14 protein-coding genes are annotated in these 15,620 nt (G+C 70.9%); 10 read left to right on the top strand and 4 right to left on the bottom strand.

Annotation, left to right across the window (positions count from 1 at the left end; all coding sequences use genetic code 11):
- Window positions 1-43 precede the first annotated feature (43 nt).
- From uvrC to pgi, 10 genes are all read left to right on the top strand, one after another.
- Window positions 44-2,089, top strand: a complete 2,046-nt coding sequence (uvrC, locus tag OG710_RS05600) for an excinuclease ABC subunit UvrC (RefSeq protein ID WP_330238332.1) — start codon at window positions 44-46, stop codon at window positions 2,087-2,089.
- Entirely contained in the window at window positions 2,086-3,051 is a 966-nt protein-coding gene (gene rapZ / locus OG710_RS05595; protein WP_111333035.1) for an RNase adapter RapZ, read from the top strand. The genes uvrC and rapZ overlap by 4 nt, the downstream gene beginning before the upstream one ends.
- Complete coding sequence (locus OG710_RS05590; protein ID WP_330238331.1) at window positions 3,048-4,082, top strand: gluconeogenesis factor YvcK family protein; 1,035 nt, start codon at window positions 3,048-3,050, stop codon at window positions 4,080-4,082. Before rapZ ends, OG710_RS05590 begins: the two co-directional genes overlap by 4 nt.
- Complete coding sequence (gene whiA, locus OG710_RS05585) at window positions 4,073-5,062, top strand: DNA-binding protein WhiA (RefSeq protein ID WP_030919772.1); 990 nt, start codon at window positions 4,073-4,075, stop codon at window positions 5,060-5,062. Before OG710_RS05590 ends, whiA begins: the two co-directional genes overlap by 10 nt.
- Window positions 5,063-5,331: 269 nt before the next feature.
- Window positions 5,332-6,342, top strand: coding sequence for a type I glyceraldehyde-3-phosphate dehydrogenase (gap, locus tag OG710_RS05580; RefSeq protein WP_330238330.1), 1,011 nt, complete (start codon window positions 5,332-5,334; stop codon window positions 6,340-6,342).
- Window positions 6,343-6,453: 111 nt separating this feature from the next.
- A complete protein-coding gene (locus OG710_RS05575; RefSeq protein WP_330238329.1) occupies window positions 6,454-7,665 on the top strand; it encodes a phosphoglycerate kinase in 1,212 nt (403 codons plus the stop codon).
- Between the two features lie 6 nt (window positions 7,666-7,671).
- Window positions 7,672-8,448: a triose-phosphate isomerase gene (gene tpiA / locus OG710_RS05570; protein WP_330238328.1), complete on the top strand. Its 777-nt coding sequence runs from the start codon at window positions 7,672-7,674 to the stop codon at window positions 8,446-8,448.
- Between the two features lie 109 nt (window positions 8,449-8,557).
- Complete coding sequence (gene secG / locus OG710_RS05565) at window positions 8,558-8,791, top strand: preprotein translocase subunit SecG (RefSeq protein WP_199563792.1); 234 nt, start codon at window positions 8,558-8,560, stop codon at window positions 8,789-8,791.
- A 109-nt stretch (window positions 8,792-8,900) separates the two neighbouring features.
- A complete protein-coding gene (locus OG710_RS05560; RefSeq protein WP_073864697.1) occupies window positions 8,901-9,236 on the top strand; it encodes an RNA polymerase-binding protein RbpA in 336 nt (111 codons plus the stop codon).
- A 151-nt stretch (window positions 9,237-9,387) separates the two neighbouring features.
- Window positions 9,388-11,040, top strand: coding sequence for a glucose-6-phosphate isomerase (gene pgi / locus OG710_RS05555; RefSeq protein ID WP_330242160.1), 1,653 nt, complete (start codon window positions 9,388-9,390; stop codon window positions 11,038-11,040).
- Between the two features lie 97 nt (window positions 11,041-11,137).
- Here the strand turns inward: pgi and pgl are convergent, their stop codons facing one another.
- The 4 genes from pgl to tal are packed head-to-tail and all read right to left on the bottom strand — an operon-like array spanning window position 11,138 to window position 15,598.
- Window positions 11,138-11,923 carry a 6-phosphogluconolactonase gene (gene pgl / locus OG710_RS05550; RefSeq protein ID WP_330238327.1) on the bottom strand — a complete coding sequence of 262 codons (786 nt, stop codon included), beginning with the start codon at window positions 11,921-11,923 and terminating at the stop codon, window positions 11,138-11,140.
- On the bottom strand, window positions 11,920-12,945 hold the full coding sequence (gene opcA / locus OG710_RS05545; protein WP_330238326.1) for a glucose-6-phosphate dehydrogenase assembly protein OpcA: 1,026 nt from the start codon (window positions 12,943-12,945) through the stop codon (window positions 11,920-11,922). The genes pgl and opcA overlap by 4 nt, the downstream gene beginning before the upstream one ends.
- Window positions 12,942-14,474 (bottom strand): glucose-6-phosphate dehydrogenase, encoded by a 1,533-nt coding sequence (gene zwf, locus OG710_RS05540; protein ID WP_330238325.1) that lies wholly within the window; start codon window positions 14,472-14,474, stop codon window positions 12,942-12,944. The genes opcA and zwf overlap by 4 nt, the downstream gene beginning before the upstream one ends.
- Window positions 14,475-14,479: 5 nt before the next feature.
- Complete coding sequence (gene tal, locus OG710_RS05535; RefSeq protein ID WP_330238324.1) at window positions 14,480-15,598, bottom strand: transaldolase; 1,119 nt, start codon at window positions 15,596-15,598, stop codon at window positions 14,480-14,482.
- Between the last annotated feature and the right edge of the window lie 22 nt (window positions 15,599-15,620).

Genomic DNA, 15,620 nt, shown 5'->3' with positions numbered 1-15,620 from the left:
CGCCCACCCCGTACTGTCACCGCCCGCAAGTAGGGTGGTGGCCATGGCAGACCCCTCCAGCTACCGCCCCAAGCCGGGACAGATCCCCGACTCCCCGGGGGTCTACAAATTCCGCGACGAACACCGCCGGGTGATCTACGTCGGGAAGGCCAAGAGCCTGCGCCAGCGCCTGGCCAACTACTTCCAGGACCTCTCCGGCCTCCACCCCCGCACCCGCACGATGGTGACCACGGCCGCCTCCGTGGAATGGACCGTCGTCGCCACCGAGGTCGAGGCGCTCCAGCTGGAGTACTCCTGGATCAAGGAGTTCGACCCCCGGTTCAACGTCAAGTACCGCGACGACAAGAGCTACCCCTACCTGGCGGTCACGCTGAACGAGGAGTTCCCCCGCGTCCAGGTGATGCGCGGCGCCAAGAAGAAGGGCGTGCGCTACTTCGGCCCCTACGGGCACGCCTGGGCGATCCGCGAGACGGTCGACCTGATGCTCCGCGTCTTCCCCGTCCGCACCTGCTCCGCCGGCGTCTTCAAGAACGCCGCCCGCACCGGCCGGCCCTGCCTCCTCGGCTACATCGGCAAGTGCGCGGCCCCCTGCGTCGGCCGCGTCACCCCCGAGGAGCACCGCGAACTGGCCGACGACTTCTGCGACTTCATGGCCGGCCGCACCGGCACCTACATCCGCCGCCTGGAGAAGGACATGATGGCGGCGGCCGAGGAGATGGAGTACGAACGGGCCGCCCGGCTCCGCGACGACGTCGAGGCGCTCAAGCGCGCCATGGAGAAGAGCGCCGTCGTCCTCGCCGACGCCACCGACGCCGACCTGATCGCGGTCGCCGAGGACGAGCTGGAGGCCGCCGTCCAGATCTTCCACGTCCGGGGCGGCCGAGTGCGCGGCCAGCGCGGCTGGGTCACCGACAAGGTGGAGAACGTGGACACCTCCGGCCTCGTGGAACACGCCCTCCAGCAGCTGTACGGCGAGGAGAGCGGCGACGCCGTCCCCAAGGAGGTCCTCGTCCCGGCCCTCCCCGAGGACCCGGCCGCGGTCTCCCAGTGGCTCGCCGGCCGGCGCGGCTCCCAGGTCAGCCTGCGCGTCCCGCAGCGCGGCGACAAGAAGGACCTGATGGTCACCGTCCAGCGCAACGCCCAGCAGGCCCTCGGACTCCACAAGACCAAGCGCGCCTCCGACCTCACCACCCGCTCGCGCGCCCTGGAGGAGATCGCCGGGGCCCTGGACCTGGACACCGCCCCGCTGCGCATCGAGTGCTACGACATCTCCCACCTCCAGGGCGACGACGTCGTGGCCTCCATGGTCGTCTTCGAGGACGGCCTCGCCCGCAAGGGGGAGTACCGCCGCTTCCAGATCAAGGGCTTCGAGGGCCAGGACGACGTCCGCTCGATGCACGAGGTGATCAGCCGCCGCTTCCGCCGCTACCTCCAGGAGAAGGAGCGCACGGGGGAGTGGGAGGAGGCCGCCGCCGAGGGCCCGGCCCCCACCGGCCCCGTACCGGCCCCGGACGGCGCGGACGGGAGCGCCCCGGCCGCCGACGGGTCCCGCGAGGACGACGGACGCCCCAAGCGCTTCGCGTACCCGCCGCAGCTCCTCGTCGTGGACGGCGGACAGCCGCAGGTCGCCGCGGCCAAGCGGGCCCTGGACGAGCTGGGCATCGACGACATCGCCGTCTGCGGCCTCGCCAAGCGCCTCGAAGAGGTCTGGCTGCCCGACGACGACGACCCGGTGGTCCTGCCCCGCTCCAGCGAGGGCCTCTACCTCCTCCAGCGCATCCGCGACGAGGCCCACCGCTTCGCCATCACCTACCAGCGCGCCAAGCGGGCCAAGCGCATCCGCTCCAGCCCGCTGGACGCCGTCCCCGGCCTGGGCGAGACCCGGAAACAGGCCCTCATCAAGCATTTCGGCTCCGTCAAGAAGCTGCGGCAGGCGACAATCGACGACATCTGCGAGGTCCCCGGCATAGGCCGCAGGACCGCGGAATCCGTGGCCGTCGCCCTGGCTGCGGCCGCTCCGGCCGCACCCGCCGTGAACACGGCCACAGGAGAGATCATGGAAGAGGACGACGGGGGCACGACGACATGACCGACCACGCACATGAACACGGGCACGACCGCACGAACCGAGCAGACGGAGCAGCACACGTGAGTACGGGCACCCAGACCGAGACGGGCGACACGGCCGCGGCCATCCCCGAGCTGGTGATCATCTCCGGCATGTCCGGAGCCGGGCGGAGCACCGCCGCCAAGTGTCTGGAGGACCTCGGCTGGTTCGTCGTCGACAACCTGCCGCCCGCGCTGATCCCCACCATGGTGGAGCTCGGCGCCCGCTCCCAGGGCAACGTGGCCCGGATCGCCGTCGTCGTCGACGTGCGCGGCCGCCGCTTCTTCGACAACCTGCGCGAATCCCTCGCCGACCTCGAGGCCAAGGGCGTCACCCGCCGGGTGGTCTTCCTGGAGTCCTCCGACGACGCCCTGGTCCGCCGCTTCGAGTCGGTCCGCCGCCCGCACCCCCTCCAGGGCGACGGCCGCATCGTGGACGGCATCGCCGCCGAGCGCGACCTGCTGCGCGAGCTGCGCGGCGACGCCGACCTGGTCATCGACACCTCCAGCCTCAACGTCCACGAACTGCGCGCCAAGATGGACGCCCAGTTCGCCGGCGACGAGGAGCCCGAGCTGCGCGCCACGGTGATGTCGTTCGGCTTCAAGTACGGCCTGCCCGTCGACGCCGACCTGGTGGTCGACTGCCGCTTCCTGCCCAACCCGCACTGGGTGCCGGAGCTGCGCCCCTTCACCGGGCTCAACGAGGAGGTCTCCTCGTACGTCTTCGACCAGCCGGGCGCCAAGGAGTTCCTCAACCAGTACACGGAGCTGCTCCAGCTCGTCGCCGCCGGCTACCGCCGCGAGGGCAAGCGCTATGTGACCATCGCCGTGGGCTGCACGGGCGGCAAGCACCGCTCGGTGGCCATGTCCGAGAAGCTGGCCGCCCGGCTCGCCACGGAGGGGATCGAGACCGTGCTCGTACACAGGGACATGGGGCGCGAGTGACCAGTCGCAACATGCGTCTGCGCCGGCTGCGCAGGGGAGTCCCCTCGCCGCTCGGCCGCAAGCGGGGCGCCCAGCCCAAGGTCGTCGCCCTCGGCGGCGGCATGGGCCTGTCCGCCTCGCTCACCGCGCTGCGGCGGATCACCGGCGACCTGACCGCCGTGGTCACCGTCGCCGACGACGGCGGCTCCAGCGGCCGGCTCCGCGAGGAGCTGGGCGTCCTGCCGCCCGGCGATCTGCGCAAGGCGCTCGCCGCCCTGTGCGGCGACGACGAATGGGGCCAGACCTGGGCGCAGGTCATCCAGCACCGCTTCCAGTCCAAGGGCGACCTCCACGAGCACGCGGTCGGCAATCTGCTGATCGTCGCCCTGTGGGAGCAGCTCGGCGACCACGTCCAGGCCCTGGACCTCGTCGGCAAGCTCCTCGGCGCGCACGGCCGGGTGCTGCCCATGTCCGCCGTGCCGCTGGAGCTCCAGGCCCTCGTCAAGGGCCACGACCCGGACCGCCCGGACGACGTGGACACGGTGCGCGGCCAGGCCACCGTCGCCCTCACGCCGGGCGAGGTCCAGTCGGTGCACGTGGTCCCGGCCGACCCGCCGGCCGTCCCGGAGGCGGTCGCCGCCGTACGGGACGCGGACTGGGTGGTCCTCGGCCCCGGCTCCTGGTTCTCCTCGGTCATCCCGCACCTGCTCGTCCCCGAACTGCTGGACGCGCTGGTCGAGACCCAGGCCCGCAAGGTCCTCTCGCTGAATCTCGCACCGCAGCCCGGCGAAACAGATGGCTTCTCACCGCAGCGTCATTTGGAGGTTTTGGGACGACACGCCCCTAAACTCGCCCTGGACGTGGTGCTGGCCGACCAGGCCGCCGTGCCCGACCGCGAGTCCCTCGCCGACGCAGCCAAGCGGCTCGGCGCGGCGGTCGAGCTGGCGCCCGTGGCCTCACCCGACGGCGTTCCGATCCATGATCCGGAGCTGTTGGCCGCCGCGTACGACCGTATTTTTCGGATGCATGGAAGGATCGGCCCATGGCGATGACGCCCGCGGTGAAGGACGAAATCTCTCGGCTTCCCGTGACCCGGACCTGCTGCAGGAAGGCTGAGGTCTCGGCGATTCTTCGGTTCGCGGGTGGCCTCCACCTGGTGAGCGGCCGGATCGTGATCGAGGCGGAGCTGGACACCGCGATGGCGGCCCGCCGGCTCAAGCGGGACATCCTGGAGATCTTCGGGCACAGCTCGGAGCTGATCGTGATGGCCCCCGGCGGGCTGCGGCGCGGCTCGCGCTACGTCGTACGGGTGGTGGCGGGCGGCGACCAGCTGGCGCGCCAGACGGGCCTGGTCGACGGCCGGGGCCGGCCCATCCGCGGCCTCCCCCCGCAGGTGGTCTCGGGGGCCACCTGCGACGCCGAGGCCGCCTGGCGCGGCGCCTTCCTGGCGCACGGCTCGCTCACCGAGCCCGGCCGCTCCTCCTCCCTGGAGGTGACCTGCCCCGGACCGGAGGCCGCGCTCGCCCTGGTCGGCGCCGCCCGCCGGCTCTCCATCGCCGCCAAGGCGCGCGAGGTGCGCGGGGTGGACCGGGTCGTCGTCCGCGACGGGGACGCGATCGGCGCCCTGCTCACCCGGCTCGGCGCCCATGAGTCGGTGCTGGCCTGGGAGGAGCGCCGGATGCGCCGCGAGGTCCGGGCCACGGCCAACCGCCTCGCCAACTTCGACGACGCCAACCTGCGCCGCTCCGCCCGCGCCGCCGTCGCCGCGGGCGCCCGGGTGGGCCGGGCGCTGGAGATCCTGGGCGAGGAGGTCCCGGAGCACCTGGCGGCGGCCGGCCGGCTGCGCATGGAGCACAAGCAGGCGTCGCTGGAGGAGCTGGGCGCCCTCGCCGACCCGCCGCTGACCAAGGACGCCGTCGCGGGCCGCATCCGCCGGCTCCTGGCGATGGCCGACAAGCGGGCCCAGGACCTCGGCATCCCCGGCACCGAATCCACTCTCAGCGAAGAGCTGGCGGACGGCCTGGTCGGCTGAGCCGAGCCGCGCGGAGCCGCGGATTCGCACCCCGCGAGGGGAACGGCCCGCAGGCCCGCGGGCGTTGACGCTGCGTAATCGCCGCAGGAAGCGGCGGAGGGCGGCCGGAGGCCCGTACTCCTACCGGGGAGTACGGGCTTTCCGCGTTCTTCCGGCCCCGCTCGATGTCACCCCGGCGGCTCCGGAGAGGTAGGGTCGTAGGCGGTCGGGGACATCCCATACAACTCGCCGGCGTCGAAAACCGGCGTACCTAACGAGGAGATCGGTTCGTGACGATCCGCGTAGGCATCAACGGCTTTGGCCGCATCGGTCGCAACTACTTCCGCGCGCTGCTCGAGCAGGGTGCGGACATCGAGATCGTGGCTGTCAACGACCTGGGTGACACCGCGACCACGGCCCACCTGCTGAAGTACGACACCATCCTGGGTCGTCTGAAGGCAGAGGTCAGCCACACCGCCGACACCATCACCGTCGACGGCCACACCATCAAGGTGCTCTCCGAGCGCAACCCGGCCGACATCCCCTGGGGTGAGCTGGGCGTCGACATCGTCATCGAGTCGACCGGCATCTTCACGAAGAAGGCCGACGCCGAGAAGCACATCGCCGGTGGCGCGAAGAAGGTCCTCATCTCGGCCCCGGCCAAGGACGAGGACATCACCATCGTGATGGGCGTCAACCAGGACAAGTACGACGCGGCCAACCACCACGTCATCTCCAACGCGTCCTGCACGACCAACTGCGTCGCCCCGATGGCCAAGGTCCTCGACGAGAACTTCGGCATCGTCAAGGGCCTCATGACGACGGTCCACGCGTACACCAACGACCAGCGCATCCTGGACTTCCCGCACAAGGACCTGCGCCGCGCCCGCGCCGCCGCCGAGAACATCATCCCGACCACGACCGGTGCCGCCAAGGCCACCGCCCTGGTCCTGCCCCAGCTCAAGGGCAAGCTCGACGGCATCGCGATGCGCGTCCCGGTCCCGACCGGCTCCGCCACCGACCTGGTCGTGACCCTGGAGCGCGAGGTCACCAAGGACGAGGTCAACGCCGCGTTCAAGAAGGCCGCCGACGACGGCGCCCTCAAGGGCATCCTGTACTACACCGAGGACCCGATCGTGTCCTCGGACATCGTCAGCGACCCGGCGTCCTGCACCTTCGACTCCTCCCTGACCATGGTCCAGGAGGGGAACACGGTGAAGATCCTCGGCTGGTACGACAACGAGTGGGGCTACTCCAACCGTCTCGTCGACCTCACCGTCTTCGTCGGCGGCCAGCTCTGAGCACCGCCGCACCGGCAGGCATCTCGATGTGAGCACGGGGCTCGAACAGCGCGACGCTGCGCTGTTCGAGCCCCCTCGCATGCTCCCTCGTCCTCCAAGGAGTCCAGACAGATGAAGACGATCGACGAACTTCTCGCCGAAGGGGTCGCCGGCAAGCGGGTATTCGTCCGCGCCGACCTCAACGTGCCGCTCAGCGGCACCACCATCACCGACGACGGCCGCATCCGCGCCGTCGCCCCGACCGTCCGCAAGCTGGCCGCGGCCGGCGCGCGGGTCGTCGTCGCCTCGCACCTGGGCCGCCCCAAGGGCGCCCCGGACCCGGCGTTCTCGCTGGCCCCCGCCGCCACCCGGCTCGGTGAACTCCTCGGCACCGACGTCGCGTTCGCGACCGACACGGTCGGCGATTCCGCCCGCGCCACCGTCGCCGCGCTCACCGACGGCCGGATCGCCGTCATCGAGAACCTCCGCTTCAACCCCGGCGAGACCTCCAAGGACGACGCCGAGCGCGGCGCCTTCGCGGACCGGCTCGCCGAACTGGCCGACCTCTACGTGGGCGACGGCTTCGGCGCCGTCCACCGCAAGCACGCCTCGGTCTTCGACCTCCCGGCCCGCCTCCCGCACGCCGCGGGCGACCTGATCGCCACCGAGGTCGGCGTCCTCAAGAAGCTCACCGACGACGTCCAGCGCCCCTACGCGGTGGTCCTCGGCGGCGCCAAGGTCTCCGACAAGCTCGGTGTCATCGACCACCTGCTGGAGCGCGCCGACCGCATCCTGATCGGCGGCGGCATGGCGTACACCTTCCTCAAGGCCCAGGGCCACGAGGTGGGCAGCTCGCTGCTCCAGGAGGACCAGATCCCGGCGGTCCAGGAGTACCTGCGGCGCGCCGAGGAGAAGGGCGTGGAGTTCGTGCTCCCCGTCGACGTCGTCGTCGCGCCCGCCTTCCCGGACCTCAAGACCAAGGCCCCGGCCCACCCGGACACCGTCCCCGCCGACGCCATGCCGGCCGGGCAGATGGGCCTGGACAACGGCCCGGAGACCAACAAGCTCTACGCATCGAAGCTCGCCGACGCGGCCACCGTCTTCTGGAACGGCCCGATGGGCGTCTTCGAGCACCCCGACTTCGCCGAGGGAACCCGGGCCGTCGCCCAGGCCCTCGTCGACTCCTCGGGCTTCAGCGTGGTCGGCGGTGGCGACTCCGCCGCCGCGGTCCGCATCCTGGGCTTCGACGAGAACGCGTTCGGACACATCTCGACCGGTGGCGGTGCCAGCCTCGAATACCTCGAGGGCAAGACGCTTCCCGGCCTCGCCGCTCTGGAGGACTGACCTTTCATGACCACTCGCACCCCGCTGATGGCGGGCAACTGGAAGATGAACCTCAACCACCTCGAGGCCATCGCCCACGTCCAGAAGCTCGCCTTCGCCCTGGCCGACAAGGACTACGACGCCGTCGAGGTCGCCGTCCTGCCGCCCTTCACCGACCTGCGCTCCGTGCAGACGCTGGTCGACGGCGACAAGCTGAAGATCAAGTACGGCGCCCAGGACATCTCGGCGCACGACTCCGGCGCGTACACCGGTGAGATCTCCGGCCCCATGCTCGCCAAGCTGAAGTGCACCTTCGTCGCCATCGGCCACAGCGAGCGCCGCCAGTACCACGGCGAGACCGACGAGATCTGCAACGCCAAGGTGAAGGCCGCCTACAAGCACGGCCTGACCCCGATCCTGTGCGTCGGCGAGGGCCTGGACGTCCGCAAGGCCGGCGACCAGGTCGCGCACACTCTCGCGCAGCTCGACGGCGCCCTCAAGGACATCCCGGCCGAGCAGGCCGCGTCCATCGTGGTCGCCTACGAGCCCGTCTGGGCCATCGGCACCGGCGAGGTCGCCACCCCCGAGGACGCCCAGGAGGTCTGCGGTGCCATCCGCGCCCGCCTGGCCGAGCTGTACTCGCAGGAGCTGGCCGACGCGGTCCGCATCCAGTACGGCGGCTCGGTGAAGTCCGGCAACGTGGCCGCGATCATGGCCCAGCCCGACGTCGACGGCGCCCTGATCGGCGGCGCGGCGCTGGACGCCGACGAGTTCGTCAAGATCGTCCGCTTCCGCGACCAGTGAGTATGCGGTAGCGCCGATCCGTCGTACCCTTGCGGGGGCCGAGGAGGGCGACCTCCCGGCCCCCGTGGTTCGCCTAAGCAGTCAGATTTCCGGAAAGTAGGGACCAGCCGTGGTTTTGGGGTTCGAGATCGCCCTGATCGTCTTCAGCCTCCTGCTGATGCTGCTGGTGCTGATGCACAAGGGCAAGGGAGGCGGCCTCTCCGACATGTTCGGCGGCGGCATGCAGTCCTCCGTCGGCGGCTCCTCGGTCGCCGAGCGCAACCTCGACCGCATCACGGTCGTGGTCGGTCTTGGCTGGTTCGTGTGCATCGTGGTGCTCGGTCTGCTCATCAAGCTGGACTGACCCGGCGTACGCGATTCCCGGTGAGGGTGTAACTCCTTTCACTGGACGCGCGTTGGGCCTTACGTAGACTGGGGCATCCTCGAGCACCATCACGCAGGGAGTTACGACCGTGGCAAGTGGCAACGCGATCCGGGGAAGCCGGGTCGGAGCGGGGCCGATGGGGGAGGCCGAGCGCGGCGAGTCCGCGCCACGGCTCCGCATCTCCTTCTGGTGCTCGAACGGGCACGAGACGCAGCCCAGCTTCGCCCACGACGCGCAGGTGCCGGACACCTGGGACTGCCCGCGCTGCGGATTCCCGGCCGGCCAGGACCCGGAGAGCCCGCCGGACCCGCCGCGCACCGAACCGTACAAGACGCACCTCGCGTACGTACGCGAGCGGCGCAGCGACGCGGACGGCGAAGCCATCCTCGCCGAGGCCCTCGCGAAGCTCCGCGGCGAGATCTAGCCACCTCCACCGGCCGGACACCTTCTCGGTGCCCGGCCGGAGCGCTTGTGCCGTGGCGCAGCGCTCCGTTGCCACGTCCGGCCGCCTGATCAATTAGGTTGGAGGGGCAGCGGGGAACTGCGGTTACGAGAGAAGTGGGCTGATGTCCGGGATGAACGCAACTAGCCGTACCAGGCTCAACCAGACGCCGGAATGGGCGGCGCTGGGCAAGCACCGTGAGCAGCTCGGGTCGATCCATCTGCGCGAACTGTTCGCGGACGACCCGGAGCGCGGCACCGGGTACACCCTGCGGGTCGGCGATCTGCGCCTCGACTACTCCAAGCACCTGGTCACCGACGAGACGCTGGCACTGCTGCGCGAGCTGGCCGCCGCCACCGACGTCGCCGGGCTGCGCGACGCCATGTTCCGCGGCGAGAAGATCAACACCACCGAGGACCGCGCCGTCCTGCACACCGCGCTCCGCGCCCCGCGCGACGCCGTGATCGAGGTCGACGGCGAGAACGTGGTGCCCGCGGTGCACGCGGTGCTCGACAGGATGGCGGCCTTCTCGGACCGGATCAGGTCGGGGGAGTGGACCGGCCACACCGGCAGGCCGATCAAGAACGTCGTCAACATCGGCATCGGCGGCTCCGACCTGGGCCCCGCCATGGCGTACGAGGTGCTGCGCTCCTTCACGGACCGCTCGCTGACCTTCCGTTTCGTCTCCAACGTGGACGGCGCGGACCTGCACGAGGCCGTGCGCGACCTGGACCCGGCCGAGACGCTGTTCGTCATCGCGTCGAAGACCTTCACCACGATCGAGACGATCACCAACGCCACCTCCGCCCGCGACTGGCTGCTCACCGGGCTGAGGGCGGGTCAGGAGGCCGTCGCCAAGCACTTCGTGGCGCTGTCGACCAACGCCGGGAAGGTCGCGGACTTCGGCATCGACACGGCCAACATGTTCGAGTTCTGGGACTGGGTCGGCGGCCGCTACTCGTACGACTCCGCCATCGGCCTCTCGCTGATGATCGCCATCGGCCCGGACCGGTTCCGCGAGATGCTCGACGGCTTCCACCTCGTCGACGAGCACTTCCGCACGGCCCCCGCCGAGGAGAACGCCCCGCTGCTGCTGGGCCTGCTGGGCGTCTGGTACGGCGCGTTCTTCGACGCCCAGTCGCACGCCGTGCTGCCCTACAGCCACTACCTGTCCAAGTTCACCGCGTACCTCCAGCAGCTGGACATGGAGTCCAACGGCAAGTCCGTGGACCGCGACGGCCACCCCGTCGACTGGCAGACCGGCCCGGTCGTCTGGGGCACCCCCGGCACCAACGGGCAGCACGCCTACTACCAGTTGATCCACCAGGGCACCAAGGTCATCCCGGCCGACTTCATCGGCTTCGCGCGGCCCGTCGAGGACCTGCTGCCCGGCCTGGTCGCCCAGCACGACCTGCTGATGGCCAACTTCTTCGCGCAGACGCAGGCCCTGGCCTTCGGCAAGACGCCCGAAGAGGTCCGCGCGGAGGGCGTCCCGGACGAGCTGGTGGCGCACAAGACGTTCCGGGGCAACCACCCGACGACGACGATCCTCGCCGACCGGCTCACCCCGTCCGTGCTGGGCCAGCTCATCGCGCTGTACGAGCACAAGGTCTTCGTCCAGGGCGCGATCTGGAACATCGACTCCTTCGACCAGTGGGGCGTCGAGCTGGGCAAGGTCCTGGCCAAGAAGATCGAGCCCGTGCTGACCGGCGGCGAGGGCGGCGAGCGGCTGGACAGCTCGACCGCCGCGCTGGTCTCCGCCTACCGCGAGCTGCGCGGGCGCTGAGCCCCGCTCTCTACACACAGAGGTTCGTACGCACAGAGGCCCGGTCCGCTCCGAGGAGGAGCGGGCCGGGCCTCTGCCGGAAGCCGCCGGCGCCCTGTCAGGCGGACGCCGGCGGGTACAGGGAGCGCGGCAGCCGGGAGGCCGCCGCCGCGTCCAGCAGCCACAGCGTGCGCGCGCGGCCGTACGCACCGGCCGCCGGCGCCTGGATCTCCCCGGCCCCGGACAGCGCGATGGCCACCGCCTCCGCCTTGTCCTCGCCGGCCGCCAGCAGCCACACCTCACGCGCCGACCGGATGGCGGGCAGCGTCAGCGAGACGCGCACCGGCGGCGGCTTGGGCGCGCCGTGCACCCCGACGACGGTGCGCTCGGTCTCCCGCACCGCGGGCAGCTCCGGGAAGAGCGAGGCGACGTGGGTGTCCGGGCCGACGCCCAGCATCAGCACGTCGAACTCCGGCACCGGGCCGTGGTCCTGCGGCGCGGCGGCCGCGGCCAGCTCCGCCGCGTACCCGGCGGCCGCGGCGTCGGCGTCCTGGCCGTACGGGCCGTCCGACGCCGGCATCACATGCACCCGCGAGGGGTCCAGCGGGACGGAGTCCAGCAGGGCCGCGCGCGCCTGGCTGACATTGCGCTCCGGATCGCCCTCCGGCAGGAACCGCTCGTCGCCCCACCACAGGTCCAGCCGCGACCAGTCGACCGCGTCCCGGGCGGGCGCGGCGGCGAGCGCGGCCAGCAGGCCGTTGCCGTTGCGCCCGCCCGTGAGGACGATCGATGCGGTGCCGCGCGCGGCCTGGGCGTCCACGATCTTCGTGATCAGCCGGGCCGCGGCGGCCTGCGCCATCAGCTCCTTGTCGCGGTGCACGACGAGCTGCGGGACTCCGCTCACTTCGCCGCCGCCTTCTTCGCCGGAGCCGTCTTCTTCGCGGCGGCCGGGGCCTCGGACGCGGCCTTGACGGGGGCCTTCGCCGGGGCGCCCGACCCCGCCTGCTCCAGCCGGTCCACGCCGAACTTCACCGTCGACTCGTAGATGTTGTCCGGGTCCAGGCGGCGCAGCTCCTCCGCGAGCAGCTCCGCCGTCTCCCGGCGCTTGAGCGCCACCGCGCGGTCCGGCTGGCCCACCATGCAGAGCGTGGCCAGCGAGCCGTCGGCCCGGTCCAGGACGATGTCGCCGTTCTTCGTCGCCATCCGGACGGCCGTCAGACCGGGGCCGCCCGAGGTGGTGCGCTGCACCGGGACGCCCAGCCGGTCCGCGAGCCACATGGCCAGCAGCTCGCAGCTCGGGTTGTCCGACTCGCCCTCGACCGTGGCGGAGACGACCTGGGCCGGCTGCTGGTCGAGCGCGGCCGCCAGCATCGAGCGCCACGGCGTGATGCGCGTCCAGGCCAGGTCCGTGTCACCGGGCTGGTAGGACCGCGCGCGCACCTCCAGCTCCTCCAGCGGGTGCTCCGCCGAGTAGGTGTCGGTGATCCGGCGCTGGGCCAGCGCGCCGAGCGCGTCCTTCGCCGGGTCGGCCGGGGAGTCCTGCGGCCACCACACGACCACCGGGGCGTCCGGCAGCAGCAGCGGCAGGACGACGGACTGGGCGTGGTTGGCCAGCTCGCCGTGGAGCCGCAGCACCACCGTCTCGCCGGAGCCCGAGTCGGAACCGACCCGGATCTCGGCGTCCAGCCGGGCGTCGCGGCGGGTGCGCGGCGAACGGCTGAGCCGCTTGATGACGGCGATGATCCGCGAGGGGTGCTCCCGCGAGGAGTCGCTGGCCGCCTTCAGCGCGTCGTAGGCGTTCTCCTCGTCGGTGACGACGACGAGGGTGAGCACCATCCCGATCGCCGGGGCGCCGACCGCGCGCCGGGCCGAGATGAGCGCCTGGTTGATCTTGCTGGACGTGGTTTCCGTGAGATCGATCTTCATGGCCGGCGCCAGCTCCGTCCGTCGCGTGCGAGCATCTCGTCCGCCTCGGCCGGACCCCAGGTGCCGGCCGGGTACTGGGCGGGCTTGCCGTGCTTGTCCCAGTACTCCTCGATCGGGTCGAGGATGTTCCAGGAGAGCTCGACCTCCTGGTGGCGCGGGAACAGGTTGGCGTCGCCGAGCAGCACGTCCAGGATGAGCCGCTCGTACGCCTCCGGGCTGGACTCCGTGAAGGACTCGCCGTAGGCGAAGTCCATCGTGACGTCCCGGACCTCCATCGAGGTGCCGGGCACCTTGGAGCCGAACCGCACGGTGACACCCTCGTCCGGCTGCACCCGGATGACCAGGGCGTTGCCGCCCAGCTCCTCGGTGGCGCCGGACTCGAACGGCAGGTACGGGGCGCGCTTGAAGACGACCGCGATCTCGGTGACCCGGCGGCCCAGCCGCTTGCCGGTGCGCAGATAGAACGGGACGCCCGCCCAGCGGCGGTTGTTGATCGTCAGCTTGATCGCGGCGAAGGTGTCGGTCTTCGACTTGGGGTCGATCCCGTCCTCCTCCAGATAGCCGACGGCCTCCTCGCCGCCCTGCCAGGCGTGCGTGTACTGGCCGCGCACGGTGTGCTTGCCCAGGTCGTCGGGCAGCTCCACGGCCGTGAGCACCTTGAGTTTCTCGGCGACCAGGGCCTTGGGGTGGAAGGAGCCGGGCTCCTCCATCGCGGTCAGCGCGAGCAGCTGGAGGAGGTGGTTCTGGATGACGTCGCGGGCGGCGCCGATGCCGTCGTAGTAGCCGGCCCGGCCGCCGATGCCGATGTCCTCGGCCATCGTGATCTGCACGTGGTCGACGTAGCTGCGGTTCCAGATCGGCTCGAACATGGTATTGGCGAAGCGCAGCGCCAGGATGTTCTGGACGGTCTCCTTGCCGAGGTAGTGGTCGATCCGGAAGACCTCGTTCGGCGGGAAGACGTCGTGCACGATCTGGTTGAGCTCCTGCGCGCTCTCCAGGTCGTGGCCGAACGGCTTCTCGATGACCGCGCGGCGCCAGCTGCCCTCCTTCTGGTCGGCCAGCCCGTGCTTCTTGAGCTGCTGGACGACCTTGGGGAAGAACTTGGGCGGCACGGACAGGTAGAAGGCGAAGTTGCCGCCCGTGCCCTGCGCCTTGTCCAGCTCCTCGATCGTGGCGCGCAGGGTCTCGAAGGCCACGTCGTCGTCGAAGTTGCCCTGGACGAACCGCATGCCCTGGCTGAGCTGCTGCCAGACCTCCTCGCGGAAGGGGGTACGGGCATGCTCCTTGACGGCGTCGTGCACGACCTGGGCGAAGTCCTCGTCCTCCCAGTCGCGGCGCGCGAAGCCGATGAGCGAGAAGCCCGGTGGCAGCAGGCCGCGGTTGGCCAGGTCGTAGACGGCGGGCATCAGCTTTTTACGGGACAAATCGCCCGTGACGCCAAAGATGACCAGGCCCGACGGCCCCGCGATGCGCGGGAGCCGTCGGTCCTGGGCGTCACGGAGCGGGTTGGCTCCGGGAACACCAGACAAAGTGGTCAGCCCTCCGAAGGGGCGAGGCGCTTGAGCTCCGCCTCGGTCGAGTTCAGCAGGTCGTTCCAGGCCGCCTCGAACTTCTCGACGCCCTCGTCCTCCAGGAGCTGGACGACGTCGTCGTAGTCGACGCCGAGCTTCTTGACGGCGTCGAGGTCGGCACGGGCCCGGTCGTACGAACCGGCGACGGTGTTGCCGGTGATCTCGCCGTGGTCGGCCACCGCGTCCAGAGTCGCCTCCGGCATGGTGTTGACCGTGTTCGGCGCGACGAGGTCCACGACGTACAGGGTGTCCTTGAGGGCCGGGTCCTTCACACCGGTCGAGGCCCACAGCGGGCGCTGCTTGTTGGCGTGCGCCTTGTCCAGCGCGGCCCAGCGCTCACCGGCGAACACCTCCTCGTACGCCTCGTAGGCCAGGCGCGCGTTGGCCAGGGCGGACTTGCCCTTCGCGGCCTTCGCCTCGTCGGAGCCGACGGCGTCCAGGCGCTTGTCGATCTCGGTGTCCACGCGGGACACGAAGAACGACGCCACCGAGTGGATCTTCGAGAGGTCCAGGCCCGCGGCCTTCGCCTTCTCCAGGCCCGCCAGGTAGGCGTCCATCACCGCGCGGTAGCGCTCCAGCGAGAAGATCAGCGTCACGTTGACGCTGATGCCCCGGCCGATCGTCTCGGTGATGGCCGGCAGACCCGCCTTGGTGGCCGGGATCTTGATGAGCGTGTTCGGCCGGTCCACCAGCCAGGCCAGCTGCTTGGCCTCGGCGACCGTGGCCGCCGTGTTGTGCGCCAGCCGCGGGTCGACCTCGATGGAGACCCGGCCGTCCTGGCCCTCCGTCGCGTCGAAGACCGGGCGCAGGATGTCGGCCGCGTCGCGGACGTCCGCAGTGGTGATCATGCGGATCGCCTCCTCCACGGTCACCCGGCGGGCGGCGAGGTCGGCGAGCTGCTGGTCGTAGCCGTCGCCCTGCGAGATGGCCTTCTGGAAGATCGACGGGTTCGTCGTGACACCCACGACGTGGCTCTGGTCGATCAGCTCCGCGAGGTTGCCCGACGTGATCCGCTTGCGCGAGAGGTCGTCGAGCCAGATCGCCACGCCCTCGTCGGAGAGGCGCTTGAGTGCGTCTGTCATGAGAGTTGCATCTCCTACTAGT

The organism is Streptomyces sp. NBC_00525 (genome assembly GCF_036346595.1).
GTDB lineage: Bacteria > Actinomycetota > Actinomycetes > Streptomycetales > Streptomycetaceae > Streptomyces.
Note: the sequence above shows the minus strand (reverse complement) of the source record. Positions and strands in the feature narration are given on the sequence as shown.